Source organism: Mycolicibacterium aurum, from assembly GCF_900637195.1.
Classification (GTDB): Bacteria; Actinomycetota; Actinomycetes; order Mycobacteriales; family Mycobacteriaceae; genus Mycobacterium; species Mycobacterium aurum.
This window is the reverse complement of the sequence record NZ_LR134356.1, coordinates 4,998,535-5,021,673: the sequence shown is the minus strand read 5'-3', so window position 1 is coordinate 5,021,673 and position 23,139 is coordinate 4,998,535. Positions and strand designations below refer to the sequence as shown.

At 68.1% G+C, this 23,139-nt stretch carries 22 protein-coding genes; 14 read left to right on the top strand and 8 right to left on the bottom strand.

The window, feature by feature from the left end; genetic code table 11:
* Positions 1-132 precede the first annotated feature (132 nt).
* Positions 133-2,778 carry a family 1 glycosylhydrolase gene (locus EL337_RS23650; RefSeq protein ID WP_048632665.1) on the top strand — a complete coding sequence of 882 codons (2,646 nt, stop codon included), beginning with the start codon at positions 133-135 and terminating at the stop codon, positions 2,776-2,778.
* Here the strand turns inward: EL337_RS23650 and EL337_RS23645 are convergent.
* The 3 genes from EL337_RS23645 to EL337_RS23635 all read right to left on the bottom strand — a co-directional run bounded on the left by EL337_RS23645 (position 2,775) and on the right by EL337_RS23635 (position 5,069).
* Positions 2,775-3,242, bottom strand: a complete 468-nt coding sequence (locus EL337_RS23645) for a VOC family protein (RefSeq protein ID WP_048632666.1) — start codon at positions 3,240-3,242, stop codon at positions 2,775-2,777. The genes EL337_RS23650 and EL337_RS23645 overlap by 4 nt on opposite strands.
* An 88-nt stretch (positions 3,243-3,330) precedes the next feature.
* Positions 3,331-3,951 carry a maleylpyruvate isomerase family mycothiol-dependent enzyme gene (locus EL337_RS23640; RefSeq protein WP_048632667.1) on the bottom strand — a complete coding sequence of 207 codons (621 nt, stop codon included), beginning with the start codon at positions 3,949-3,951 and terminating at the stop codon, positions 3,331-3,333.
* Positions 3,948-5,069 (bottom strand): citrate synthase 2, encoded by a 1,122-nt coding sequence (locus tag EL337_RS23635; RefSeq protein ID WP_048632668.1) that lies wholly within the window; start codon positions 5,067-5,069, stop codon positions 3,948-3,950. Before EL337_RS23635 ends, EL337_RS23640 begins: the two co-directional genes overlap by 4 nt.
* A 68-nt stretch (positions 5,070-5,137) precedes the next feature.
* Here EL337_RS23635 and pdxH point away from each other — a divergent pair, with 68 nt between their 5' ends.
* The 5 genes from pdxH to EL337_RS23610 all read left to right on the top strand — a co-directional run bounded on the left by pdxH (position 5,138) and on the right by EL337_RS23610 (position 9,906).
* Positions 5,138-5,767 (top strand): pyridoxamine 5'-phosphate oxidase, encoded by a 630-nt coding sequence (pdxH, locus tag EL337_RS23630; protein WP_048632669.1) that lies wholly within the window; start codon positions 5,138-5,140, stop codon positions 5,765-5,767.
* Positions 5,768-5,910: 143 nt separating this feature from the next.
* The gene (locus EL337_RS23625) at positions 5,911-6,561 is read left to right on the top strand and encodes a TetR/AcrR family transcriptional regulator (protein WP_048632941.1); all 651 of its coding nucleotides are present in this window, start codon (positions 5,911-5,913) and stop codon (positions 6,559-6,561) included.
* 102 nt (positions 6,562-6,663) lie between these two features.
* Positions 6,664-7,968 carry a citrate synthase gene (locus EL337_RS23620; protein ID WP_083443083.1) on the top strand — a complete coding sequence of 435 codons (1,305 nt, stop codon included), beginning with the start codon at positions 6,664-6,666 and terminating at the stop codon, positions 7,966-7,968.
* Positions 7,969-8,063: 95 nt separating this feature from the next.
* Positions 8,064-9,500, top strand: coding sequence for an MFS transporter (locus EL337_RS23615; RefSeq protein ID WP_048632670.1), 1,437 nt, complete (start codon positions 8,064-8,066; stop codon positions 9,498-9,500).
* Complete coding sequence (locus tag EL337_RS23610; RefSeq protein ID WP_048632671.1) at positions 9,490-9,906, top strand: MarR family winged helix-turn-helix transcriptional regulator; 417 nt, start codon at positions 9,490-9,492, stop codon at positions 9,904-9,906. Before EL337_RS23615 ends, EL337_RS23610 begins: the two co-directional genes overlap by 11 nt.
* On the opposite strand, the gene EL337_RS23605 is transcribed toward EL337_RS23610, so the two are convergent.
* Together EL337_RS23605 and EL337_RS23600 are read right to left on the bottom strand one after the other, a co-directional pair.
* Complete coding sequence (locus tag EL337_RS23605; protein WP_048632672.1) at positions 9,903-11,462, bottom strand: phytoene desaturase family protein; 1,560 nt, start codon at positions 11,460-11,462, stop codon at positions 9,903-9,905. The genes EL337_RS23610 and EL337_RS23605 overlap by 4 nt on opposite strands.
* 20 nt (positions 11,463-11,482) lie before the next feature.
* A complete protein-coding gene (locus EL337_RS23600) occupies positions 11,483-12,070 on the bottom strand; it encodes an Rv2240c family protein (RefSeq protein ID WP_232786805.1) in 588 nt (195 codons plus the stop codon).
* Between the two features lie 154 nt (positions 12,071-12,224).
* Between EL337_RS23600 and EL337_RS23595 the strand changes: the two genes are divergently transcribed.
* From EL337_RS23595 to EL337_RS23580, 4 genes are all read left to right on the top strand, one after another.
* The gene (locus tag EL337_RS23595; RefSeq protein ID WP_048632673.1) at positions 12,225-12,887 is read left to right on the top strand and encodes an MspA family porin; all 663 of its coding nucleotides are present in this window, start codon (positions 12,225-12,227) and stop codon (positions 12,885-12,887) included.
* Between the two features lie 34 nt (positions 12,888-12,921).
* Complete coding sequence (locus tag EL337_RS23590; RefSeq protein WP_048632674.1) at positions 12,922-13,587, top strand: MspA family porin; 666 nt, start codon at positions 12,922-12,924, stop codon at positions 13,585-13,587.
* A gap of 1 nt (position 13,588) precedes the next feature.
* Entirely contained in the window at positions 13,589-14,224 is a 636-nt protein-coding gene (locus EL337_RS23585; RefSeq protein ID WP_232786806.1) for a hypothetical protein, read from the top strand.
* 85 nt (positions 14,225-14,309) lie between these two features.
* On the top strand, positions 14,310-14,588 hold the full coding sequence (locus tag EL337_RS23580) for a hypothetical protein (protein WP_048632675.1): 279 nt from the start codon (positions 14,310-14,312) through the stop codon (positions 14,586-14,588).
* A gap of 1 nt (position 14,589) precedes the next feature.
* On the opposite strand, the gene EL337_RS23575 is transcribed toward EL337_RS23580, so the two are convergent.
* Positions 14,590-14,838: a DUF2630 family protein gene (locus EL337_RS23575; protein WP_048632676.1), complete on the bottom strand. Its 249-nt coding sequence runs from the start codon at positions 14,836-14,838 to the stop codon at positions 14,590-14,592.
* Positions 14,839-14,891: 53 nt separating this feature from the next.
* Between EL337_RS23575 and EL337_RS23570 the strand changes: the two genes are divergently transcribed.
* Positions 14,892-15,254 (top strand): FKBP-type peptidyl-prolyl cis-trans isomerase, encoded by a 363-nt coding sequence (locus EL337_RS23570; protein ID WP_048632677.1) that lies wholly within the window; start codon positions 14,892-14,894, stop codon positions 15,252-15,254.
* A 12-nt stretch (positions 15,255-15,266) separates the two neighbouring features.
* On the opposite strand, the gene EL337_RS23565 is transcribed toward EL337_RS23570, so the two are convergent.
* Both EL337_RS23565 and prrA read right to left on the bottom strand, forming a co-directional pair.
* Positions 15,267-16,607 carry a HAMP domain-containing sensor histidine kinase gene (locus tag EL337_RS23565; RefSeq protein WP_048632945.1) on the bottom strand — a complete coding sequence of 447 codons (1,341 nt, stop codon included), beginning with the start codon at positions 16,605-16,607 and terminating at the stop codon, positions 15,267-15,269.
* Between the two features lie 37 nt (positions 16,608-16,644).
* A complete protein-coding gene (gene prrA / locus EL337_RS23560) occupies positions 16,645-17,346 on the bottom strand; it encodes a two-component system response regulator PrrA (protein WP_048632678.1) in 702 nt (233 codons plus the stop codon).
* A gap of 106 nt (positions 17,347-17,452) precedes the next feature.
* Between prrA and EL337_RS23555 the strand changes: the two genes are divergently transcribed.
* From EL337_RS23555 to EL337_RS23545, 3 genes are read left to right on the top strand one after another with little or no spacing between them, the layout of a single operon-like run.
* Positions 17,453-19,399 carry an ABC transporter ATP-binding protein gene (locus EL337_RS23555; RefSeq protein ID WP_048632679.1) on the top strand — a complete coding sequence of 649 codons (1,947 nt, stop codon included), beginning with the start codon at positions 17,453-17,455 and terminating at the stop codon, positions 19,397-19,399.
* Positions 19,392-21,266: an ABC transporter ATP-binding protein gene (locus tag EL337_RS23550; RefSeq protein WP_048632680.1), complete on the top strand. Its 1,875-nt coding sequence runs from the start codon at positions 19,392-19,394 to the stop codon at positions 21,264-21,266. Before EL337_RS23555 ends, EL337_RS23550 begins: the two co-directional genes overlap by 8 nt.
* The gene (locus EL337_RS23545; protein WP_048632681.1) at positions 21,263-23,086 is read left to right on the top strand and encodes an ABC transporter ATP-binding protein; all 1,824 of its coding nucleotides are present in this window, start codon (positions 21,263-21,265) and stop codon (positions 23,084-23,086) included. Before EL337_RS23550 ends, EL337_RS23545 begins: the two co-directional genes overlap by 4 nt.
* Positions 23,087-23,139: the final 53 nt, after the last annotated feature.

Below are 23,139 nucleotides of genomic sequence, written 5' to 3'. Positions count from 1 at the left end.
GTCGCGGTGCAGCCCGGCAATTATCACCGCCCGGTAGTGGCGCCATCGCGCAAACACACCGAATGGGTGCGCAATGCGGCGAAGTTTGGCCAAACTCCGGCCGTTGTCGCGTGGCGGCGGTATGCAGGGAAAATGAATTCTGGGCAGTTCGTCGGCCGCGTCGGCGGCCTGGCAGTGGCTTTCGGCGTCGGGGCTGCAGTGTTCACCGGGTCCGGGGTGGCATGGGCATCCGAGGACTCGGCATCCGAGACGCCGAGCGCCGAGACAGCGGAGACACCCGAGTCCCAAAGTCCGGCCGACGAGATCGCCGACCCGGGCGGCGACGACGTCGACGACGCAGGCGACGCCACCGACGACTCGGACGACGCGGGCGACGACGTCGACGCGGAGGACGCGGAGGACGCGGACGTAGCCGACGACGTTGCCGACGAGGACGTTGCCGGCGACACCGCCGAGGACACCGTCGAGGACGTTGCCGACGTCTCCACCAAACGGCGAAACGTCGCTTCTCGCGATGCCGCTCCGGTCGCCGTCACCGAGCCCGTCCGACAGACGACCGCGGAGTCCGTGCCTGCCGAGTCCGTCGACCCGCCCGCAGGGTCTGCTCCCGCAGACCCGAACGACGATGACGACACCGCCGCGCTCCGGCGGGACGCTCCGGAACCGTCACCGAATCTCGTCACCACCACGATCACGCCGCCGGAAGTGCCGTCGTGGCGGCCTTGGCCCACCGCATTCGATCTGCGCAGCGCGGTGACGTACGTGGTGGATCTGGCGACCAGCGTTATCGACGCGCTGTTTCATCCGTTCGCTGCCGGTGCACCCGCGCCGCCGGCCGATCCGTCGGCGTGGGGACTGCTGGCCTGGGTGCGCCGGGAACTGTTCAACAACACCCCGACTGTGGTCACGAACCCGCTGCCCTACACGCAGAGCCTTTTCGACGGGGAGGTCAGGATCACCGGCAACGTCGGGGTCGAAGACAGTGACGGAGATGCCCTGACCTACACGGTGATCGGCAGACCGCACAACGGGGGCACCGTCGAGGTGGACGCCGACGGTGGCTTCGTCTACCGGCCGATGAACGCGATGGCTGCGGTCGGCGGCACCGACACGTTCACCGTCGCCGTCAGCGACGAGCAGGCGGGGTTGCACGTGCACGGCCTGTTCGGTTGGCTCCGATTCATCCCGATCATCGGCAGCTTCCTCAATCCCGGCGGCGGGCACGGCATCACCCGCACCGTGACCGTCACCGTCACCCCCGTCGAGGGGATCGACCTGTCGCTGCCCGACGACTTCCGCTGGGGCGTGGCCCATTCCGGATTCCAAGCCGAAGGCGGTCCCGGTGTTCCGGTGGACACCCGGTCGGACTGGTACCGCTGGGTGCACGACCCGCTGAACCAGCTCCTCGGACTGGTCAAGGGGGTGCCCGAAGACGGTCCGGGGGCGTACCTTGCCTACGAGAGCGACGCGGGGCTGGCGCGGGACGAGCTGGGGATGAACACCTTCCGGATGGGCATCGAGTGGAGCCGCATCTTCCCGAACTCCACTGCCGCAGTCGATATCTCCGACGAGGGCGGCACTCTCAGCATGGCAGACCTCGAGGCGCTCGACGCGCTGGCCGACCACGCGGCCGTCGACCACTACCGCGCGGTGTTCGCCGCGCTGCGCCAACACGGCCTTGACCCGTTCGTCACCGTCAACCATTTCACGCTTCCGGTGTGGGTGCATGACCCCATCACCGCCAGGCCGCTGATCCAGCTCGGGCTGCCCGCGCCCGCCGCGGGATGGTTGTCGTCGGGGACGGCCGAAGAGTTCGAGAAGTACGCCGCCTACGTCGCATGGAAGTACGGCGACCAGGTGGACAACTGGGCGACCGTCAACGAGCCCTTCTCGCCGGTGCTGACCGAGTTCCTCGCCATCCCGTGGGTGGTGCCCAACTGGCCGCCCGGCGTGATCCGTCCGGACCTGGCGTCGACGTTCCTGGTCAACCAGGCCATCGGTCACGTCGCCGCCTACGACGCCATCCACGCGTGGGACACCACCGCCGCCACCGCGGGCGGCCCGGCCGCGTTCGTCGGGTTCACCCACAACATGATCCCCGCCCGGCCGGCCAATCCCGTCAACGAACTCGATGTGCAGGCTGCCGACGCGTGGAATCACTACTACAACAAGTGGTTCCCCAACGCCGTGATCGACGGCTGGGTCGACGCCGATTTCGACGGTGTGAAGACCGCCGACGAGATCCACCCGGACATGGTCGGCAAGGTCGACTTCCTCGGGGTCCAGTACTACGGCTCGCAACCGATGGTGGGCTTCGGCGTCGCCCTGCTGCCCGGCTTCCCGTTCCTGCGCGGGTTCCCGATCCGGTGCTCACCGGACGAGTCGACGTGCAGCGACTTCAACCAGCCCACGGACCCCGGCGGGTTCCGGGAGGTCCTCGAGATCGCGGCGTCGTACGGAAAACCGTTGTGGGTCACCGAGAACGGGATCGCCGACGACGACGACTCGAAACGGCCGTCCTACATCGTCAACCACGTGGCAGTGGTGCAGGACATGGTCGCCCACGGGACAGACATCCGCGGCTACACCTACTGGTCGTTCGTCGACAACCTGGAATGGTCGGAAGGCTACGAGCTGCAGTTCGGCCTGTACGCCTCCGACCCGGACACCCCCGAACTCGAACGCATCCCGAAACCGGCGAGCATCGCCGCGCTGAGCGGGATCACGACCACGAACGGTCTGCCCGTAGCGCTGCTGCAGCAGTACCTGCCGGGCTAGGCGGGGCTGTCGCTGTTCATCTGTGCCAGCACCTCGTTCATGTCGACCTCCTTGACGGTCTCCGCCAAGGACCAGTGATGGCCGAACGGATCCCTGACGACGCCGTAGCGGTCACCCCAGAACTGGTCCTCCAGGGGATTGACCACCGTGGCGCCGGCATCGAGCGCCCGCTGGAACCGGCCGTCGACATCTGGGCCCTGCAGATGGATGGTCACCGACGCACCACCGAGAGCGGGCGGGGTGCTCGACTTGCCGTCGTTGAACTCGGGGAAGTCGTCGTTGAGGAACACCAGGGAACCGTTGATCCGCGTGCAGGCGTGCATCACCTTGCCGCCGGGGCCGGGTAGGCGCACCATCTCCTCGGCGCCGAAGGCCTTGGCGTAGAAGTCGAGTGCCGCCGCGGCGTCGTCGACGACGAGGTGCGGCACCAGCATGGGCGTATTGGCTTCATCGGGTCGGGTCATCGCTCTGGTACCTCCGGGGGATGAGTGTCGGGACGTCGATGCAGACTCACCGTCGCCGGAAAAATCATCGCGGCGGCGCCGCCCGGCCTCAGACCACGGAGAACGCCGACGGCAGCTCCGCGCGTCCGGTCAATGCCAGCAGCACCGTCGGCCCGTGACCCAGCGCGACCCCGATCCGGGCCGTCAGCGCTGCGGCGTCGGCGAGCACATCAGCGGGCGGCACGACGTCGGCGCCGACGGCGCGGGCGATGTCCAGGCTGTGCACCGCGAACTCGAAGGTCCGGGTCGGCAGGTAGCTGCTCAGCCGGATGCCGAGCCCGCCGATCACCTCGATCAGCGGGTCGTCGACCGCGTCGACCTCGGCCAGCACCTTCTGCACCAGGTCGTCGATCGCCGCGGCGGGATCCGCACCCAGGTCGCGTCCGGCCTGGCGGCCGCGTTCGACGATGGCGGCCGCGCCCAGGCTCGCCGAGTACTCGTGCATCTGCGCGTAGTAGTCGGCGGCGCTCACCACGTCCTCGTGCGGCGCAGTCGTCTTGAGGTACGTGCTCACCGTGATCAGCGAGCGCGAGGTATGACCGACGAGGTCGCGCACGGTCCAGTCGCCCAGGCCGGGGCCATCCCACGCGTCGCCCGGGATCTGTCGCACCAGGGCCGCGAAACTGCGTGCCGCCGAAGCGAACACCGCACGCTGCCCGGTCACGGTCATTCGCGGGTCAGGAGATCCCAGCCCTCGACCGACTCGGGGCTGCGCGGGGAGGGGCCGACGTAGATCGCCGAGGGGCGGACGAGCTTGCCCAGCCGCTTCTGCTCCAGGATGTGCGCGCACCAGCCCGCGGTGCGCCCGCAGGTGAACATCGCGGGCATCATCGTCGGCGGCACCTCGGCGAAATCGAGGATCACCGCGGCCCAGAACTCGACGTTGGTCTCGATCGCCCGGTCGGGCCTGCGCTCCCGCAACTCGGCCAGCGCCGCCTGCTCCAGAGCCGCCGCCACCTCGTAACGCGGGGCGCCCAGACGCTCGGCGGTGGCCCGCAGCACCTTGGCGCGCGGATCTTCGGCGCGGTAGACCCGGTGCCCGAAGCCCATGAGCTTCTCGTTGCGGTCGAGGATGCCTTTGACCACGGCGCGCGCGTCACCGGTCTGCTCGGCCTCTTCGATCATCGGGATCACCCGCGCCGGGGCGCCACCGTGCAGCGGTCCGCTCATCGCGCCGATCGCCCCGGACAGCGCGGCGGCGACGTCGGCGCCCGTCGATGCGATGACCCGTGCGGTGAAAGTCGACGCGTTCATGCCGTGCTCGGCGGCGCTCACCCAGTAGGCGTCGATCGCCTCGACGTGGCGCGGATCCGGGTCGCCTTTCCACCGGGTCATGAATCGTGCAGTCACGGTGTCGCATCCGTCGACGGTGCGTTGCGGCACAGCCGGCTGGTAGATGCCGCGCGCGGACTGCGCGACGTAGGACAGCGCCATCACCGACGCGCGGGCCAGCTGGTCGCGCGCGGTGTCGTCGTCGATGTCCAGCAGCGGTGCGTATCCCCAGATCGGGGCGAGCATCGCCAGGCCGGCCTGGACGTCCACACGCACGTCGCCGCTGTGGATGGGCAGGGGGAAGGGTTCGGCGGGCGGCAGTCCGTGCCCGAACCGGCCGTCGACCAGCAGACCCCAGACGTCCCCGAAGGTGACCCGCTGGGCCACCAGATCCTCGATGTCGACGCCGCGGTAGCGCAGCGCGCCGCCGTCCTTGTCCGGCTCGGCGATCTCCGTCTCGAATGCCACCACGCCGGCCAGTCCCGGGGCGAAATCTTTCGGCACCGCAGTCGTCATGCGCCGATTGTTGCACCCGCATCGGGCGTAGCGTTTGGCGCGTGGGCACTTCTGATCACCTGGCAAGGATGCGCGTGGAATACGGCTCGGCGGAGAAGGACGGCAGCAGCGATCTCGACGCGGATTGGCTGGACGGCGGCTGGGTCGCGCTGCTCAACCAGTGGATGACCGACGCGCAACAGGCCGGAGTCGCGGAGCCGAACGCGATGGTGGTCGGCACCGTCGACGCAGCGGGCCGTCCCGTCACCCGCACCGTGCTGTGCAAGAGCGTCGACGAGTCGGGCATCTCCTTCTACACCAACTACGACTCCGACAAGGGGGAGGAGCTGGCGGCCCAGCCGTATGCGTCGGCGACGTTCCCGTGGTACCTGATGGGCAGGCAGGTGCACGTCCGGGGCCGGGTCACCAAGGTGTCGGCCGAGGCGACGGCCGATTACTGGAGCAAGCGCCCCCGGGGCTCCCAGCTGGGGGCATGGGCGTCGCAACAGAGTCGTCCGATCGCGTCGAGGGCGGCGCTGATGCAGCAGCTCGCCGACGTCACCGAACGATTCGCCGGCGACGACGAGGTGCCGGTGCCGCCGAACTGGGGCGGATACCTGATCGCTGCCGAGGTGGTCGAGTTCTGGCAGGGCCGGGAGAACAGGGTGCACAACCGTATTCGGGTTCAGGATGGACGGGTCGAGCGGTTGCAGCCGTAATCGGACCGGGACAGTGTTCGCCGGGATCTCGTGTCGCGAGGTGTTTCGGCGCGGCTGCCCTGGACAAATCGCGACCCCCGACAATTGTCGTCACGTGCCATTTTCGCCCCCGCACCATGATCAGGAGGGCTACCATCCGGTTCGTGGCTGAAGTCAGGGGGGAGCCGGCGCTGGGTTTGCGCGAGCGCAAGAAGCGCCGCACCAGGGCCACCCTGATCGACGCGGCCGTCGGTCTGTGCGACCGGCAGGGGTTCGACGGCACCACCGTCGACCAGATCGCTGCCATCGCCGACGTGTCGCCCCGCACGTTCAGCCGCTACTTCGCCACCAAGGACGCCATCGCGCTCGCGCTCATCGACGAAGTTCTGGAGAAAGCCGCCGCGGAACTGTCCCGCCAGCCACTGCACCTGAGCCCACTGGAAGCGCTGCGGCACGCCTATGTGGCGATGGCCAGGAACACGCAGCTGGCCACCACCGGCGCATTGTCGGCCGAGAGGTTGCTGCAAATCCTGCGCATCGTGATGTCCTCGGCGACGCTGCGCCAGGTGACCGTCGAATACCGTGCCAGCGCTGTCGACGCCGTCCTTGCCGCGCGGATGGGAACCACCCTCGACGACCGCCGCGTGAAGCTGCTCGCCGCGGTGTGGGGTGCCTTGCTGATGACGGCGATGCGCGAATTGGCCGACACCGCGTCGGAGGCCGCGGGGATCGGCGTCGACGACGTCGTCGCGGCCTTCGAGGACACATTTGCCGTCTTCGCGGGCGAGACCGCGGGGCTCGGTCAGCCGGTCTGACCGATGTGGCAGCCCCCCGCGGGCGTCCCCGCTGGAATGGGACTACCTTCTGTAGACAGACTCCGTGACTCCTCGACAGCCCCCAGACACGAAGGGATCCCAGTGGCCGATAACGCCGACGCCGGGCAGCACGCCACGCTGAACTACCCAGGCGGCGAGATCGAACTCGACATCGTCCAAGCCACCGAAGGCTCGGACGGTATCGCGCTCGGCTCGTTGCTGGCCAAGACCGGTTACACGACTTTCGACGGAGGGTTCGTCAACACGGCCTCCACGAAGAGTGCGATCACCTACATCGACGGCGATGCAGGCATCCTGCGCTACCGGGGCTACCCGATCGAGCAGCTGGCCGAGAAGTCGACGTTCATCGAGGTCAGCTACTTGCTGATCTACGGCGAACTGCCCACCGCGGATCAGCTGGAGAAGTTCACCACTCAGATCCAGCGGCACACGCTGCTGCACGAGGACCTCAAGCGGTTCTTCGACGGCTTCCCCCGCAACGCGCACCCGATGCCGGTGCTGTCCAGCGCGGTCAACGCGCTGAGCGCCTACTACCAGGACTCCCTGGATCCGTTCGATCCCGGTCAGGTGGAGCTGTCGACCATCCGGTTGCTGGCGAAGCTGCCGACGATCGCGGCATATGCGTACAAGAAGTCCGAGGGGCAGCCGTTCCTGTATCCGGACAACTCGCTGACGCTGGTCGAGAACTTCCTGAGGATGACGTTCGGCCTGCCGGCCGAGCCCTACGAGGTCGACCCGGAGATCGTGCGCGCGCTCGACATGCTGTTCATCCTGCACGCCGACCACGAGCAGAACTGCTCGACGTCGACGGTCCGGTTGGTGGGCTCGTCGCAGGCCAACCTGTTCACGTCGGTCTCCGGCGGCATCAACGCGCTGTGGGGTCCGCTGCACGGCGGCGCCAACCAGGCGGTGCTGGAGATGTTGTCCAAGATCCGTGACGGGGACGACGACGTGGCGACCTTCGTCAAGAAGGTCAAGAACCGCGAAGACAACGTCAAGCTGATGGGATTCGGCCACCGGGTCTACAAGAACTACGACCCACGCGCCCGCATCGTCAAGGAGCAGGCCGACAAGATCCTGGCCAAGATCGGCGTCTCCGACCCGTTGCTGGACATCGCCAAGGAACTCGAGGAGATTGCGCTCACCGACGACTTCTTCGTGGAGCGCAAGCTCTATCCGAACGTCGACTACTACACCGGCGTGATCTACCGCGCGATGGGTTTCCCGACTCGCATGTTCACGGTGCTGTTCGCGCTGGGGCGGCTGCCCGGCTGGATCGCGCACTGGCGGGAGATGCACGGCGAGCCCAACAAGATCGGGCGTCCGCGCCAGATCTACACCGGCTACACCGAGCGCGACTACGCCGACATCACCGGCCGTTCCTGACCGCACCTGCGCAGCGAACATCACAGTGCGTGAGCTTGCCTCGCGGACGGTTGTAGTTTCACAATAGTTGTATGAATAAAGGTGTCGTCGACGCGATGACGGCCAGACGCAAGACCGTCGTTCTGGTGTCCTGCTGCCTGAGCCTGCTCATCGTGTCGATGGACGCGACCATCGTCAACGTCGCGATCCCGGCGATCCGCACAGATCTGTCCGCGTCGCCGGCCCAGATGCAGTGGGTCGTCGACATCTACACGCTGGTACTCGCCTCGCTGCTGATGCTCTCCGGCGCCACCGGCGACCGCTTCGGACGTCGACGGGTCTTCCAGATCGGGCTCACCCTGTTCGCCTTCGGATCGCTGGCCTGCAGCCTCGCGCCCACCATCGACATGTTGATCGGCGCCCGCTTCCTGCAGGGCATCGGCGGCTCGATGCTCAATCCCGTTGCCTTGTCCATCATTTCGCAGATCTTCACCGGACGCGTGGAACGTGCCCGCGCCCTGGGTATCTGGGGCGGTGTCGTCGGCATCTCGATGTCGCTCGGTCCCATCGTCGGCGGACTGCTCATCGACTCCATCGGATGGCGATCGGTGTTCTGGATAAACCTGCCGATCTGCGCGGCGGCGATTCTGCTCACCGCGCTGTTCGTACCCGAATCCAAGTCGCAGACCATGCGCAACATCGACCCCATCGGGCAGGCCCTGGCGGTGCTCTTCCTGTTCGGCATCGTCTACGCACTCATCGAAGGGCCGGTGCTGGGCTGGACGCACAGCCGCGTCATCGTCATCGCCGTGGTCGCGGTGCTCGCACTCGCGGCGTTCCTGCGCTACGAGAGTCGCCGTCACGACCCGTTCCTGGATCTGCGATTCTTCCGCAGCATCCCGTTCACCACGGCGACCATCACCGCCATCAGCGCCTTCGCCGGCTGGGGTGCCTTCCTGTTCATGATGTCGGTGTATCTGCAGTCCGAGCGCGGGTTCTCGGCCATGCACACCGGCTTGATCTACCTGCCGATCGCGCTGGGCGCGCTGGTGTTCTCGCCGCTGTCCGGCCGCCTGGTGGGTCGCTTCGGCGCCCGGCCGTCGTTGATGGTGGCCGGCGTGCTGATCACCGCGGCGGCGACGATGCTCACCTTCCTGACCGCCACGACACCGGTGTGGCAGCTGCTGGTGGTCTTCACCGTCTTCGGCATCGGCTTCTCGATGGTCAACGCCCCCATCACCAACGCGGCCGTGAGTGGCATGCCGCTCGACCGGGCCGGCGCGGCCTCGGCGGTGACCTCGACCAGCCGTCAGGTCGGGGTGAGCATCGGTGTGGCGCTGTGTGGTTCGGTGGCCGGTGCCGCGATGGCCGGCAGTGGGACCGACTTCGCCACCGCCGCGCGGCCGCTGTGGTTCATATGCGCCGCGCTGGGTGTGGTGATCCTGGTGCTCGGTGTGTACGCGACGTCCCGGCGCGGGCTTCGCTCCGCCGAGCGGCTGGCGCCGCTGATCGCGGGATCGGCGGAGCCCATGGAGGAGGCCAATGTCCGATAGAGAGCTCGCAGACCGGGTGTGGCACGAGCTCGCCGCGGTGGTGCACGACAACCGCGACGGCTGGAAGCGGGCCGTCGTCGAACAGTCCGGCCTGCCGTTCAGCCGGATCCGCATCCTGCAGCGGTTGAGGCGAGCGCCGCTGACGGTCAAGCAGATTGCCGCCGCGGCAACCGTCGACCCACCGGCGGCCACCGTCGCGGTCAACGACCTGGAAGATCGCGGACTGGTGATGCGCCAGATCGATCCGTCGAACCGGCGCTGCAAGATCGTGTCGCTGACCGACGCCGGCCACGCAATGGTCGCCGCGATCGACGCGGTTCACGATCCCGCGCCCGATGCACTGGCCGAGCTCGACGACCACGAACTGGCCACGCTCGGCTCCATCGTCGCCAAACTGTCCCGCTAGCCCTCCAGCACCGCCATCGCCGCGTTGTGTCCGCCGATTCCCGACACCGCGCCACCCCGCCGGGAACCCGAGCCGCACAACATGATCCGGTCGTGTCTGGTCTGGACCCCCCACCGCTGCGCCGGTGTGTGCAGCTCTTCGTCGTCCTCGGCGAAGGGCCACGAGAGTGCACCGTGGAAGATGTTGCCGTTCGTCATTCCCAGCGCGTCCTCCAGGTCCGACGTCGTCTTGGCCTCGATGCACAGCCGGCCCACCGAATCCTCCATGATGACATCGTGAATCGGTTCCGCGAGAACTGAATTCAACGAGGTCAGGGCGGCGGAGGTGAGGGTGTCGCGGAGCCGGTCCGGCGTGCCCGACGTGGTCAGGCTGTGCGGGGTGTGCAGTCCGAACACCGTCAGGGTGTGAGCGCCCGCGGCGCGCAACGGTTCCGACAGGATGGTCGGGTCGGCCAGGGTGTGGCAGTAGATCTCACACGGCAGCGGATCGGGCGCCGAACCCGAGACTGCTTGCCGATATGCGGCGTCGAGCTGGCTGTAGTTCTCGTTGATGTGGAAGGTGCCGCCGAAAGCCTGTTCGGGGGTGACCGTTTCGTCCCGAAGCCGCGGCAGCCGGCGCAGCATCAGATTCACTTTGATCTGCGCTCCGGGCGCGCATTCGGGGACGTCCTCGCCGAGTAGGCGTGCCAGTGCCGCGGGCGTCACATTGGCCAGCACGGTTGCGGCCACCACCCGGTGCTCTGCGCCGGCGTGCCAGTAACGTACTTCGCCGTCCGGATCGATGGTGTGAACGTCTGCGCCGGTGAGGATTTCGGCGCCGAATCCGGTTGCTGCCGCTGCCAGTGCGCCGGTCACCGCACCCATACCGCCGATCGGCACGTCCCAGTCCCCGCTTCCGCCGCCGATCAGGTGGTAGAGGAAGCACCGGTTCTGCAGCAGAGACTGGTCGTCCATGCGGGCGAAGGTCCCGATCAGCGCATCGGTGGCCATGACGCCGCGCACCAGGTCGTCGGCCACTGATGCGGTGATCTCGTTCCCGATGGGGTGCTCGATCATCGACCGCCATGCGGTGTCGGCATCGCGTCCACCCTCGGCGACGACGGCCCGGTGGAGCTGCGACCGGGTTCGCAGCGGCTCGGTCAGCGTCGGCCACAGCCGGGTGGTCACCGAACGGGCGCGCCGGTAGAAATCCTGGAATCCGGCCTCGTCGGCGCCGGCGCCGATCGCGGCGAACGTCGACTCCGGCCCGACCAGCAGTCCGGTGCGGCCGCCGTCGGCCGGATTGGGTGTGTAGGACGAATACCGGCGCCGCACCAGCCTGACTCGGGCCCCCAACTCGTCGAGGATCTGGCGCGGCAGCAGGCTCACCAGATACGAGTAGCGCGACAGCCGGGCGTCGACGCCGTCGAAGGCGTGGGCCGACACCGCCGCCCCGCCCACGTGGTCGAGGCGTTCCAGTACCCGCACCCGCCGGCCCGCCTGGGCCAGGTACGCCGCTGCGACCAGGCCGTTGTGCCCGCCCCCGACGATCACGACATCGACGCGTGAGTCAGCCATGGACTCAGTGTGCCGTCTCCTTACGCCTGCGTTCCCGCTTCCGCGCACGCCATCTGTGCGGCCTCGGTGTGGGTGTTGAGCTCGGTGGCGGCGTTGTTGAACCGGTCGACGTCGGCGCGCAGTCCCATCAGCAGCATGAGTTTCATCGCGCCCATCGACCACGAGCGCATCGGGGCGGCGATCGCCGGATTCAGCCCCGGGGTGCGGGAGGCGGTCAGCGCGGTGCTCGCCGCCTCCCGTAGGCCGACGCGCCCGTAGGAGTTGTTCGCTGTGAGGATCGGGTCGGTGTAGTCGGGGACGGTCTCGCCGATCGCGAGGACGTTGGCGAACTCCGAATAGCTGGCCGCGGCGGTATCCAGGGCACGGGCGAACTGCCGGCACGCCGCGACTGCCTCCGGCGTGGCGTCCACCAGCGCCGGCTCGACCGACGGCGCGGCCGCCTGCCCGGAGGGTTCGGCAGGCGGCGCCGGTTGTGCCGCAGCGTTCGGCGTGAAAATCGCAGCCGTCGCGCACATCGCGGCGCACGCGGTGGATACCCGGAAACCGGTGATGACGTCCTCCCGAGCCCTCGTCGAATGCGGATGTACACGATCGGGTTCCAGTGTCACCGGATCATGACCGCACGGTGACCCGCAGGTGGCCGGGCGATCAATGCTTCGGTGTCTGAAAGTTGACCTAAGTATTCTCCGGGCGTTAGCTGTCCGGAAATCCACGGCCGCGATTATTCTTGCGTAATCGACAATGGGGGAGGGCTCTTTTCCGATGCGTGTCTGGTCCGCTGCGGCGGCAGTGTGCTGTGTACTCGCGCCGCTGGGACTGTCTCCGGTGGCGCTCGCGCAGCCCGTTCCGCCGCCTGATCCCGGTGCCGTCGCCCCGGCGCCGGATGCGGTCCCGTCGGCGCAGTCGGGCTATCTCAAGACGCCGGACGGCTGGGAGTTGACCGCGGGCGCCAAGGATGAGACCCAGGTTGCGGTGGCGCCGCTGACCACGGCGCTGACGTCGCGCGAGTATGTCGTCGGCGGAACATTCACCGGCACCGTCACGGGCCAGGGCAGCACCGAGCTTTCCGGCGGCTCGCTGGTGGTCGGCTACCGGATCGGCTGCGGGATCATCGGCGGACCGGTCGAGGTGCTCACGAGCGTCGGCGCGAACCAGCAGTTCGACACCGCGAACATCCTCGGGCAGGTGGTGTTCCCGGTGAACAACCAGATCAAGATCAACCTGCGTCCCGGCACCGTGACGTTGGTCCCGGTCGGGGAGAAGACATTCAAGGGCAACGAGGCGCGGGTGACGGTCACCGGATTCCGAGTCAGGGTCGACGGGTGCGTCGGCCAGTCCTTCCTGCAGTCGTACTCGACGTTGACCAGTTCCACCGCCGACACATCGGACATCGTCACGTACACCGGTCAGGTCAAGGTGGTGTGACGTGCGTTCGACGTGTGTGAGAGTGGCGACCGCAATGGTCGCTGCCGCGCTGTGGACGGCGCCTGCGCCGATCGCGTCGGCTCAACCGGCGCCGGCACCGCCGCCGACCCCCGGTGTCCAGCCGGTCGCTGACGTCGGTGCGCCGCCGATTCCGAACGGCGCCGTCCCGTCGGGACCGCCGGGAGTCGTCGTGACTCCCGACGGTTGGGAGCTGTCCGTGTCGGCCAAGGACGAGTTCCAGGTGGCTGTCGCTCCGCTGACCACGGCGCTGTCGTCGCGAGAGTACTTGGTGGCGGCCACGTTCGAGGGCAGCGTGGCCGGTGCGGGTACGGCTCCCACCAGTGGAGGCACGCTCGAGGTCGGCTACCAGATCGGCTGCGGTATCTCGCTCAACGTGGTCAAGCTGAACGGCTCCGCGGGTTTCACTCCCATGCTCGGCATGTCGGGTAACAACGTCGGAATCCAGTTCCCCGTCTCGGCCCAGATCGAAGTGTTCCCGCAGCCGGGCGAGGTCACCACGGTCCAGCTGACGCAGAAGTCATTCGAGGGCACCAATCCGCGCGTCACGGTCAAGGACGTCCACATCAAGGTCGATGGCTGTGTCGGACAGTCCTTCCTGCGGTCCTACGCGGTGCTGACCAGCTCGACCGACGCCGCTGACGACATCGTCGCCTATTACGGCGTGACGAAAGCGGTCTGACGTGGTGCACAGGGCCGGTCTCGCGCTGACGGCGTTCGTGGGCGCCGCAGGTGCCTACCTCATCGGGTCCGCGACGGCGTCGGCTCAGCCGCCGCTGCCACCTCCGCCCGCGCCCGCCCCGCCGAATCCATTACCGTTCGAATCCATCCCCGGGCTAGGGCCGATCTCGAGTCCCGGCCCGGTACCGCCGCCCGGCCCAGGTGTCGCGCCGCCGCCGGCCACCGCACTGTTCCCGCTGGCACAGAGCGACTCGCCGTCGCAGATCTTCGGGGGGATACCCGCCATGCCCGACCTGTCGGGGCAGACGGCCAACGAGTTCGTGCTGGGCCAGCATGCCGCACCGGCGGCCCCCGGGGCGGCGCCCGCCGCGCCGATCCACATGAACCCTTACAACAACGCGTACCTGCTGCCCCAGAACCTCGTGCCCTCGGCCCCCGGTCAGGGGCAGCTGTTCGGTATCGCGCCGGGCCAGGAGAACGCCGACATCAACGGCGTCGAGTACCTCAAGCGGCTGTACGAGACGTATCGAGCCGGTGGTCTGGAGGGCGGTCTGCTCGGGCAGCGCGAACTCGATTCACTGAACAAGCCGCTGCCCGTGGAGCCTCCGTCGCCACCCGGGCCGCAGCCGCCACCCTAGGATCGCCGAAAGTCGACGCGCCCGAACATCCGTGTGACAGGGTGTTTTTGTGCACACCGCATGGTCATGACGAAAGGTTCGGGCTATGACACGTTGGCTTGCAACGGTTCTGGCGTGCGGAGGAGTCATCGCCGCGACGGCGACAGCGCCCGCCGCTGTCGCCCAGCTGCCTGAAGCCGGCACCGAGTCGCCTGCCGCCACCATCCGCCAGCTGGCGAATGCGGGCTTCGACGTTCAGGTCAACTGGGTGGCGGGGGAGCCGTCGAACATCCCGCTGTCGCAATGCACCGTCACCGGCATCGATACGTCGGCTCCACCTGTTGCCTCGGTGTCCATCAACTGCCCGCCCGACGGCTCTCAGTAACTCAGCCGAGATAGCCCTCGACTTCGCTCTCGGGACGTACCGACGCATCCTGCGGGTCGCCGCCGCTGGCGCGCAGCGCGCGCCGCTGGCGCAGCAGATCCCAGCATTGATCGAGCTGAACCTCGAGCGCCTTGAGGCGGCGGTGCTCCTCGGTCTCGTCGATCTCGTGATGCTGGAGTTTGTCCCGCAGGTCCTTCTCCTCGGAGACGAGTTCGTTCACTTGCTTGAGGATGTCCTGATCAGTAGCCACGCATACCAGTGTGCAGTCATTTCGCCGATCCGTCTGCCGTCTAGGGTGGGCAGATGGCTACCAAACCCGAGATCGAATTCCCAGACGGCCCGGCGCCAACCGAACTGGTGACCGAGGACATCGTCGTCGGCGACGGCCCAGAGGCGGTCCCCGGTGCCAACGTCGAGGTGCACTACGTCGGCGTCGAGTACGACACCGGAGAGGAGTTCGACAGCTCCTGGAACCGCGGTGAGTCGATCGAGTTCCCGCTGCGCGGCCTCATCCAGGGCTGGCAGGACGGCATCCCCGGCATGAAGGTCGGCGGCCGACGCAAGCTGACGATCCCGCCGGAGCAGGCCTACGGTCCCGCGGGCGGCGGGCATCGCCTCTCGGGCAAGACCCTCATCTTCGTCATCGATCTGCTCGCGACCCGCTGACCTTCGGCGGGGTCAGCGCGGGCCGGGCAGGCGCAGCAGCAGACGTGCGCCGCCCAGCGGGCTCGACTCCAAAGATGCGGTGCCGCCGTGCAATTCGGCTTGCTGGGCAACCAGGGCCAGCCCGAGCCCGGAACCGGTGCGCGACGCTGTCGACCCGCGTGAGAATCGGTCGAACACGACCTTGCGTTCCGCCTCGGGAACGCCGACCCCGTCATCGTCGATCGCGATCTCGACCCCGTCGCGGGAGCTGACCGCCGACAGCTGTACGCGGGTGGCACGACCGTGCTTGACGGCGTTGGCGATCGCGTTGTCCACCGCAAGGCGCAGCCCGGCGGGCAGCCCGACGATGATCACGGTCGGGGCCGGCACCAGGGACACTTCGAGGTCGGGGTAGACGCGCATCGCGTCGTGTGCGGCGCGGTCGAGCAGCTCGGTGATGTCCACCGGCACGTGGTCGTCCTCGGTGGACAACTCGCCCTGGGCCAGCCGCTCCAGCGCGCCGAGCGTGGCCTCGATCCGGGACTGGGTGCGGATCACATCGTTGACGACTTCCTTGCGCTGGTCCTCGGCCAGGTCGAGCGTCGCGAGCACCTCGACGTTGGTACGCATCGCGGTCAGCGGGGTGCGCAGCTCGTGCGCCGACACCGACGCGAAATCGCGGGCCGACGTCAGCGCCGCCTTCGTGCGGCCCTGCTCCTCCCACACCCTTTCCAACAGTCCCTTGATCGCGTCGGCGATCTCGACCGCCTCCGTCGCGCCGCGGATGTCGATGTCGGGCGCCTCGTCGCCGGCGTCGATCTGGCGGGTCTGCTGGGCCAGCCGCTTGAACGGCCGCACCGCGAACGCCGCGAGGAGCCACCCACCGAACGTCGCCGCCCCGACGGCCAGCGTGCAGATGATCAGCACCCGGCGGTGCAGGTTGTTGGTGTCGGCGATCGTCGCGTCGTAGGTGGCGCCGACGGCCACCGACATCGGTTCCGGGGTAGACAGCTGCACCGTACGGACCCGATACCGGATGCCGTCGACATAGGTGTCGGCGTAGCCCGGTTCCAGCTCGGGCAGTACGACGTTGGAGTTCGACGTCACCTGACCGTCCCGGCGCACGGTGATGACGGCGTCCTGGTCGTTGGGCGACATCGGGATCTCGTCGAGGCCGCGGGGCAGGAACGGGATGGCGAAGCCCGCCGCTTCGTCGAGGCGGCGGTCCAGCCGTTCCTTGCGATCGTTGGTGATCCCCACCCACACCACGGCGCCGACGATGCCCACGACGATCGCAGCCGCGATCGCGGTGGCGAACGCCACCCGCGTGCGCAGCGACGGCGTGCGACGGAAGATGCGGGACAGCGCGATCACGGTTGTCTGTTCTTCGCGCAAGCGCTCATCACGACATCTACTGCTGCCTGAGGACGAATCCCACGCCCCGAACGGTGTGCAGCAGGCGCGGCGCGCCGTTGGCTTCGAGCTTGCGCCGCAGGTATCCGATGAACACGTCGACGACGTTGGTGTCGGCGGCGAAGTCGTAGCCCCACACCAACTCGAGGAGCTGCGCCCGCGACAGCACCGCGGTCTTGTGCTCGGCGAGCACGGCCAGCAGATCGAACTCGCGTTTCGTCAGGTCGACATCGGAGCCGTCCACCCGGGCCCGCCGCCCGGGGATGTCGACCTCCAACGGGCCGACGGTGATGGTCTCCGACGAGAAGGTCGCCGTGGACCCACGCCTGCGCAGCAGTGCCTTCACCCGCGCCACCAGCTCGGCCAGCACGAACGGCTTCACCAGATAGTCGTCGGCGCCGGCCTCCAGACCGGCGACGCGGTCGTCGACAGACGACCGGGCCGAGAGCACGCAGACCGGGACGTCGTTGTCCATCGCGCGCAGTGCCGTCACCACCGACACCCCGTCGAGAACGGGCATGTTGATGTCGAGCACGATCGCATCCGGGCGGGTTTCGGTGGCGCTGCGAAGCGCCTCGGCGCCGTCGACCGCGGTGAAGACGTCGAACCCGGACAGGCGCAGTCCGCGCTCCAGGGAGGCGAGGACGTCGGGATCGTCATCGACCACGAGCACCCGGGGTGAACCCGCACCACTGTCCATGCCCGCAATCTTGCCCGATGAAGCCACCCCCCAGTGGGAGGCTGTGCACCGGATTCGCCGGGGAAGGCTTTGACCTCAATATTTGTTGAGGTCCTACGGTGAAAACATGAGTTTGGAAACGGTCGCCCGGCAGTCGCTATACCGGCAGACCCATGCGCGCGGTGGAGACCTGCACTCGCTCGCCGACCGGCGCCTGCTCCACAGGATCTGGCGGTTCGCGGCGCGGCACCACCGCCGGTTGGCGGTGTTCGTCGTGGTCAGCGTGGTCGGCGCGTCATTGACGGTCGCGACACCGCTGCTGGCCGGCCGGGTGGTCAACGAGATCACCGGTCGCGGTAGCGCGGGCACGGTCGTCGTTCTCGCGGCGGTGATCGCAGCGGTCGCCGTGGGTGAGGCCGCCGTGTCGCTGCTCACCAGGTGGCTGTCGTCGAACATCGGCGAGGGCCTGATCCTCGATCTGCGCACGGCGGTGTTCGACCACGTGCAGAAGATGCCGGTCGCGTTCTTCACCCGTACTCGCACAGGCGCCCTGGTCAGCCGGTTGGGCAACGACGTGATGGGTGCCCAGCGCGCATTCTCCGACACGCTGTCCGGCATCGTGGCCAACCTCGTCACCCTCACGCTGACGCTCGCGGTCATGCTCAGCATCTCGTGGCAGATCACGCTGGCCGCGCTGGCCATGCTTCCGCTGTTCGTGCTCCCGGCGCGCCGCATCGGTGCCGCGATGGCGCGGCTGTCCCGCGAGGCGGCGGCCCACAACGCGACGATGAACACACAGATGACCGAGCGCTTCTCGGCGCCCGGCGCGACCTTGGTGAAGCTGTTCGGCGACACCGCCGCAGAATCCCGCGAGTTCGGGGTGCGGGCCGGTCGGGTCCGTGACATCGGCGTCCGGACCGCGATGCTGCAGGCGACGTTCATGAACTCGCTGACGCTGATGTCGGCGCTGGCGCTGGCGCTGGTGTACGGCCTGGGCGGGGCATTGGCGATCGGGGGGCACCTGGATGCGGGCGAGATCGTGTCGCTGGCGCTGCTGCTGACCAGGCTCTATGCACCGTTGACCGCGCTGGCCAACGCGCGCGTCGAGATCGCGACGGCTCTGGTCAGCTTCGAGCGGGTGTTCGAGGTGCTGGATCTGGTGCCGCTGATCCGGGAACGCCCGGGTGCGGTCGCGATTCCCGGCCGACGCGCGGACGATCGCAGCGACGATCGCGGCGTCGAAGTCGAGTTCGACGCGGTCCGCTTCTCCTATCCGGCCGCCGACCAGGTGACGCTGGCGTCGCTGGAAGAAGTCGCCGAACTCGACCATCGCGGCGGGGAAGAAGTGCTGCACGGCATCTCGTTCACCGCGGCCCCCGGTCAGGTGATCGCCCTGGTCGGAACCTCGGGGGCCGGCAAGTCGACCATCGCGGCGCTGCTCGCCCGCCTCTACGACGTGGATTCCGGGGCCGTCCGGCTCAACGGTGTCGACCTGCGTGACGCGACCGCTGCCTCGGTGAAGGCCACCGTGGGCATGGTCACCCAGGACGGCCACCTGTTCCACGAGTCGATCCGGTCGAACCTCGCGCTGGCCGCCCCGGACGCCCCCGACGCCGAACTCTGGGAGGCGCTGCGCCGTGCCCGGCTCGACGACGTCGTCGCGGCGATGCCCGACGGGCTCGACACGGTGGTGGGGGAGCGCGGCTACCGGCTCTCCGGCGGGCAGCGGCAACGCCTGACGATCGCGCGGGTGCTGCTGGCCTCGCCGCGTGTCGTCATCCTCGACGAGGCGACGGCATCCCTGGACTCCGAGTCGGAGGCCGCCGTGCAGCAAGCGCTCGCCGAGGCGCTGGAGGGGCGCACGTCGATCGTCATCGCCCACCGGCTCTCGACCGTGCGGGCCGCGGACGTCATCCTCGTGGTCGAGGACGGACGCATCGTCGAGCGGGGCAACCATGACGAACTGCTCGCGCGTGGCGGGCGCTACGCCGAGCTGTACCGCACCCAGTTCGGCACCTCCGCGGCGAGGACGTTAACCGCTTGCCCGCAATGGGAAGATGTTCTAAGTGGCTGACTCCCGACACGACACCCTGCACGCGGCGCCCGCGATCGCGCCGCGCCCGAAGCGGGTGAAGCCCAGCTCCGATCTGTGGCGGATGCTGCCCTACCTGCTGCCCTACCGCGGACGGTGGACCGTCATGATCGTGGTCGCGCTGGCCAGTCTGGTCGCCACCATCTCCATTCCGCTGATGACGAAGGCCGTGATCGACGGGCCGGTGCGGCACCAGGATCAACAGGGCCTGTGGCTGGTCGGCGCCGCGGCCCTGGGGGTGGGCATCACCGAGGCGGTGCTGTGGTTCATCCGCCGCTGGCTGGTCGCGCGCGCCACCATGGGTGTGGAGGCCGACATTCGCAAACAGCTCTACGCGCGGCTGCAGATCCTGCCGATGTCGTTCCACGGCCGTTGGCAATCAGGTCAATTGCTGTCGCGAATCATGAACGACCTCAGCACCATTCGCCGGTTCATGTCGTTCGGCCTGATCTTCCTGATGCTCAACGTCCTGCAGATCACCGTCGTCACGGCGATCCTGCTGGCGATGTACTGGCCACTCGGCGTCGTGGTGCTGGTGTCGATCGTCCCCATCACGCTCACCGTGCTGCACTTCCAGCAGGAGTACACCCGGTTGTCCCGGCTGGCGCAGGATCAGGCCGGTCACGTCGCCACCCACGTCGAGGAGGCCGCCCTCGGTCTGCGGGTGGTCAAGTCGTTCGGGCGTGAGGACTACGTCTACCAGCGGTTCGACGACCAATTGACCGGGCTGTACGACACGCAGGTCAGTCGCGTCTCGGTGTCCGCGAAATTCTGGACTCTGCTCGAGGTCATCCCCAACCTCACCCTGATCATCGTGCTGGGCTTCGGTGCCTACGCGGCGGGCCACGGCTCCGTCACCATGGGCACTCTGGTCGCGTTCATCACCATGATGCTGTCGCTGGTGTGGCCCATCGCGTCGCTGGGCTTCCTGCTGTCGATGACTCAGGAGTCGTTCACCGCGGCCAACCGCATCGCCGAGATCTTCGACGCGCCGCGGGAGATCACCGACGGGCCCCGGGACCAGACACCGCGGGGCGGTCGCCTCGAACTGGTCGACGTCGGGTTCCGGTTCCCTGACAGCGAAGAGTGGGTGCTCCGCCACGTCGACGTCACCGTCGAACCCGGCGAGACGCTGGCTCTTGTCGGTGCGACGGGATCGGGGAAGTCGGTGCTCGTCGGGTTGCTGTCGCGCCTGTACGACGTCAGCGAGGGTGAGATCCGCATCGACGCCCAGGACATCCGCGAGCTGTCGCTGGACGCACTGCGCGAAGCCGTGGCGACCGCCTTCGAGGACCCGACCCTGTTCTCCATGTCGGTGGCGGAGAACCTCAAGCTGGGCCGGCCGAACGCGACAGAGGCCGAGTTGCACCAGGCCATCGAGGTCGCCGCCGCACAGTTCGCCTACGACCTGCCGTTCGGTCTGGACACCCGGATCGGCGAGCAGGGTATGAGCCTGTCCGGCGGTCAGCGGCAACGGCTTTCACTGGCGCGGGCGATCCTGGCCGGGCCGAGGATCCTGGTGCTCGACGACACGCTGTCCGCGCTGGACGTGCACACCGAGGCGGTGGTCGAGGAGGCGCTGCGCCGCATCCTGCACGAGGTGACCGGCATCGTGGTCGCCCATCGCGCGTCGACGGTGCTGCTGGCCGACAGGGTTGCGCTGCTGCAGAACGGCACCATCACCCACGTCGGGACCCACGCCGAATTGCTGGCAGAGGTTCCGCAGTACCGGTACCTGCTGGCAGCCGACGACGAACTCGACGACGGCTCCGAGCGCGAGTGCGACTGGGACGAACAGCAGGAGCGCACGCGGCTGGACCACGACATTCTGGAGGGGAGGAGCCTGTGACGAGTGCTCAGCCCGACTGGCGGGGAAAGTTCGACGAGAACGCCGACCTGCCGATCGACGAATCGGTGCCGCGGCGGCGGGAGGCACGCGCGCTGCTGATCTCGCTGCTGCGCCCGTACCGCTGGGCTGTCGCGCTCCTCGCCGTCGTCGTGGTGGTGGAAAACGTTGCGCGCCTCTCTGTTCCGCTGCTGGTGCAGAAAGGCATCGACGACGGGATCCCGCCGCTGTTGGCGGGCGAGCCCGCCCGCACGCTGCTGCTCGTGGTGGCGGCGCTGTGTGGTGTGGTGGCGGTGCAGGCCACCAGCCGGATGTTCTTCCTGCGCAGGTCGGGTCGCATCGGACAGAAAGTCCTGCGTGAATTGCGCAGGCGGGTCTTCCGCCACTTCGGCCGTCTCGACATCGCGTTCCACGACCGCTACACCTCGGGGCGGGTGGTGAGCCGCTCGACCAACGACGTCGAGGCCATCCAGGACATGCTGGAGACCGGCTTCGACAGCCTGATCACCGCGGTGCTCACGCTGGTCGGCACCTCGGTGCTGCTGGTGGTACTCGACGTCAAGCTCGGCCTGATGTGCCTGGTGGCGTTTCCCCTCCTGGTGCTGCTGGTGTGGTGGTTCCATCGCGAATCGTCGAAGATCTACCGCGAGGTCCGCGAGATCTCGGCCCTGGTGATCGTGCAGTTCGTCGAGACGATGACCGGCATCAAGGCGGTGCAGGCGTACCGCCGTGAACCACGCAATCAGGAGATCTTCGAGGACATCGCCGACCGCTACCGGGTGATCAACGAGAAGACCTTCAAGCTTCTGGCGGTCTTCATGCCCGGCGTGAAGCTGGTCGGCAACCTCACCACGGGCGTGGTGTTGCTCTACGGCGGCTACCGGGTGCTGCACGGCGAGATGACGATCGGGACGCTGGCGGCGTTCCTGCTGTACCTGCGGATGTTCTTCGAACCGATGCAGGAGATCTCGCAGTTCTTCAACACCTTCCAGTCCGCGTCGTCGGCGCTGGAGAAGCTGGCGGGCGTGCTGGCCGAGAAGCCCGGCATCGGTGACCCGGCCGAACCCGTCCCGATGGGCGACGTTCGCGGTGAGATCGCGTTCCGCGGCGTCCGATTCGAATACGTGTCGGGCCGGACGGTGCTACCGGGCCTGGATTTGGAGATACCGGCCGGACAGACTGTGGCCCTGGTCGGCACCACCGGTGCGGGCAAGACGACGATCGCGAAGCTGCTCACCCGCTTCTACGATCCGGTCGCGGGCACGGTGTCTGTCGACGGCGTCGACCTGCGTTCGGTCGCGCAGGCGGAGTTGCGCCGCCACGTGGTGATGGTGACGCAGGAGAACTTCATGTTCGGCGGCACGGTGGCCGACAACATCCGGTTCGGTAGGCCGGACGCCACCGACGAGCAGGTCCGGGAAGCTGCCGAAGCCGTTGGTGCGCATGGTTTCATCGAGTCCTTGCCGGAAGGCTACGACACCGACGTCGCCAAGCGCGGTGGTCGGCTGTCGGCGGGACAACGCCAGCTTGTCGCGTTCGCCCGGGCGTTCCTGGCGGACCCGGCGGTGCTGATCCTGGACGAGGCGACGTCCTCGCTCGACATTCCCAGTGAGCGGCTCGTGCAGCGCGCCCTGGAGACCGTGTTGGCCGACCGCACCGCGGTGGTCATCGCCCACCGCTTGTCGACGGTGCAGATCGCCGATCGCGTGCTCGTGCTCGAGCACGGCCGCATCGTCGAGGACGGCTCCCCCGACGAGCTGACCGCCCGCGACGGCGGTCACTACGCGGCGCTGCACCACTCGTGGGTGCAGTCGCTCGCCTGACCCGATCGGCCCGAACGCGTGGGCGAGGCGGTGGCGGCATCGTAGGGTTGTGG

Bases quoted from the DNA above. Each gene is read 5' to 3' on its own strand.
- EL337_RS23650 (WP_048632665.1), top strand. From the start codon at position 133: ATGAATTCTGGGCAGTTCGTCGGCCGCGTCGGCGGCCTGGCAGTGGCT.
- EL337_RS23645 (WP_048632666.1), bottom strand. From the start codon at position 3,242: ATGACCCGACCCGATGAAGCCAATACGCCCATGCTGGTGCCGCACCTC.
- EL337_RS23640 (WP_048632667.1), bottom strand. From the start codon at position 3,951: ATGACCGTGACCGGGCAGCGTGCGGTGTTCGCTTCGGCGGCACGCAGT.
- EL337_RS23635 (WP_048632668.1), bottom strand. From the start codon at position 5,069: ATGACGACTGCGGTGCCGAAAGATTTCGCCCCGGGACTGGCCGGCGTG.
- pdxH (WP_048632669.1), top strand. From the start codon at position 5,138: ATGCGCGTGGAATACGGCTCGGCGGAGAAGGACGGCAGCAGCGATCTC.
- EL337_RS23615 (WP_048632670.1), top strand. From the start codon at position 8,064: ATGACGGCCAGACGCAAGACCGTCGTTCTGGTGTCCTGCTGCCTGAGC.
- EL337_RS23610 (WP_048632671.1), top strand. From the start codon at position 9,490: ATGTCCGATAGAGAGCTCGCAGACCGGGTGTGGCACGAGCTCGCCGCG.
- EL337_RS23605 (WP_048632672.1), bottom strand. From the start codon at position 11,462: ATGGCTGACTCACGCGTCGATGTCGTGATCGTCGGGGGCGGGCACAAC.
- EL337_RS23595 (WP_048632673.1), top strand. From the start codon at position 12,225: ATGCGTGTCTGGTCCGCTGCGGCGGCAGTGTGCTGTGTACTCGCGCCG.
- EL337_RS23590 (WP_048632674.1), top strand. From the start codon at position 12,922: ATGGTCGCTGCCGCGCTGTGGACGGCGCCTGCGCCGATCGCGTCGGCT.
- EL337_RS23580 (WP_048632675.1), top strand. From the start codon at position 14,310: ATGACACGTTGGCTTGCAACGGTTCTGGCGTGCGGAGGAGTCATCGCC.
- EL337_RS23570 (WP_048632677.1), top strand. From the start codon at position 14,892: ATGGCTACCAAACCCGAGATCGAATTCCCAGACGGCCCGGCGCCAACC.
- prrA (WP_048632678.1), bottom strand. From the start codon at position 17,346: ATGGACAGTGGTGCGGGTTCACCCCGGGTGCTCGTGGTCGATGACGAT.
- EL337_RS23555 (WP_048632679.1), top strand. From the start codon at position 17,453: ATGAGTTTGGAAACGGTCGCCCGGCAGTCGCTATACCGGCAGACCCAT.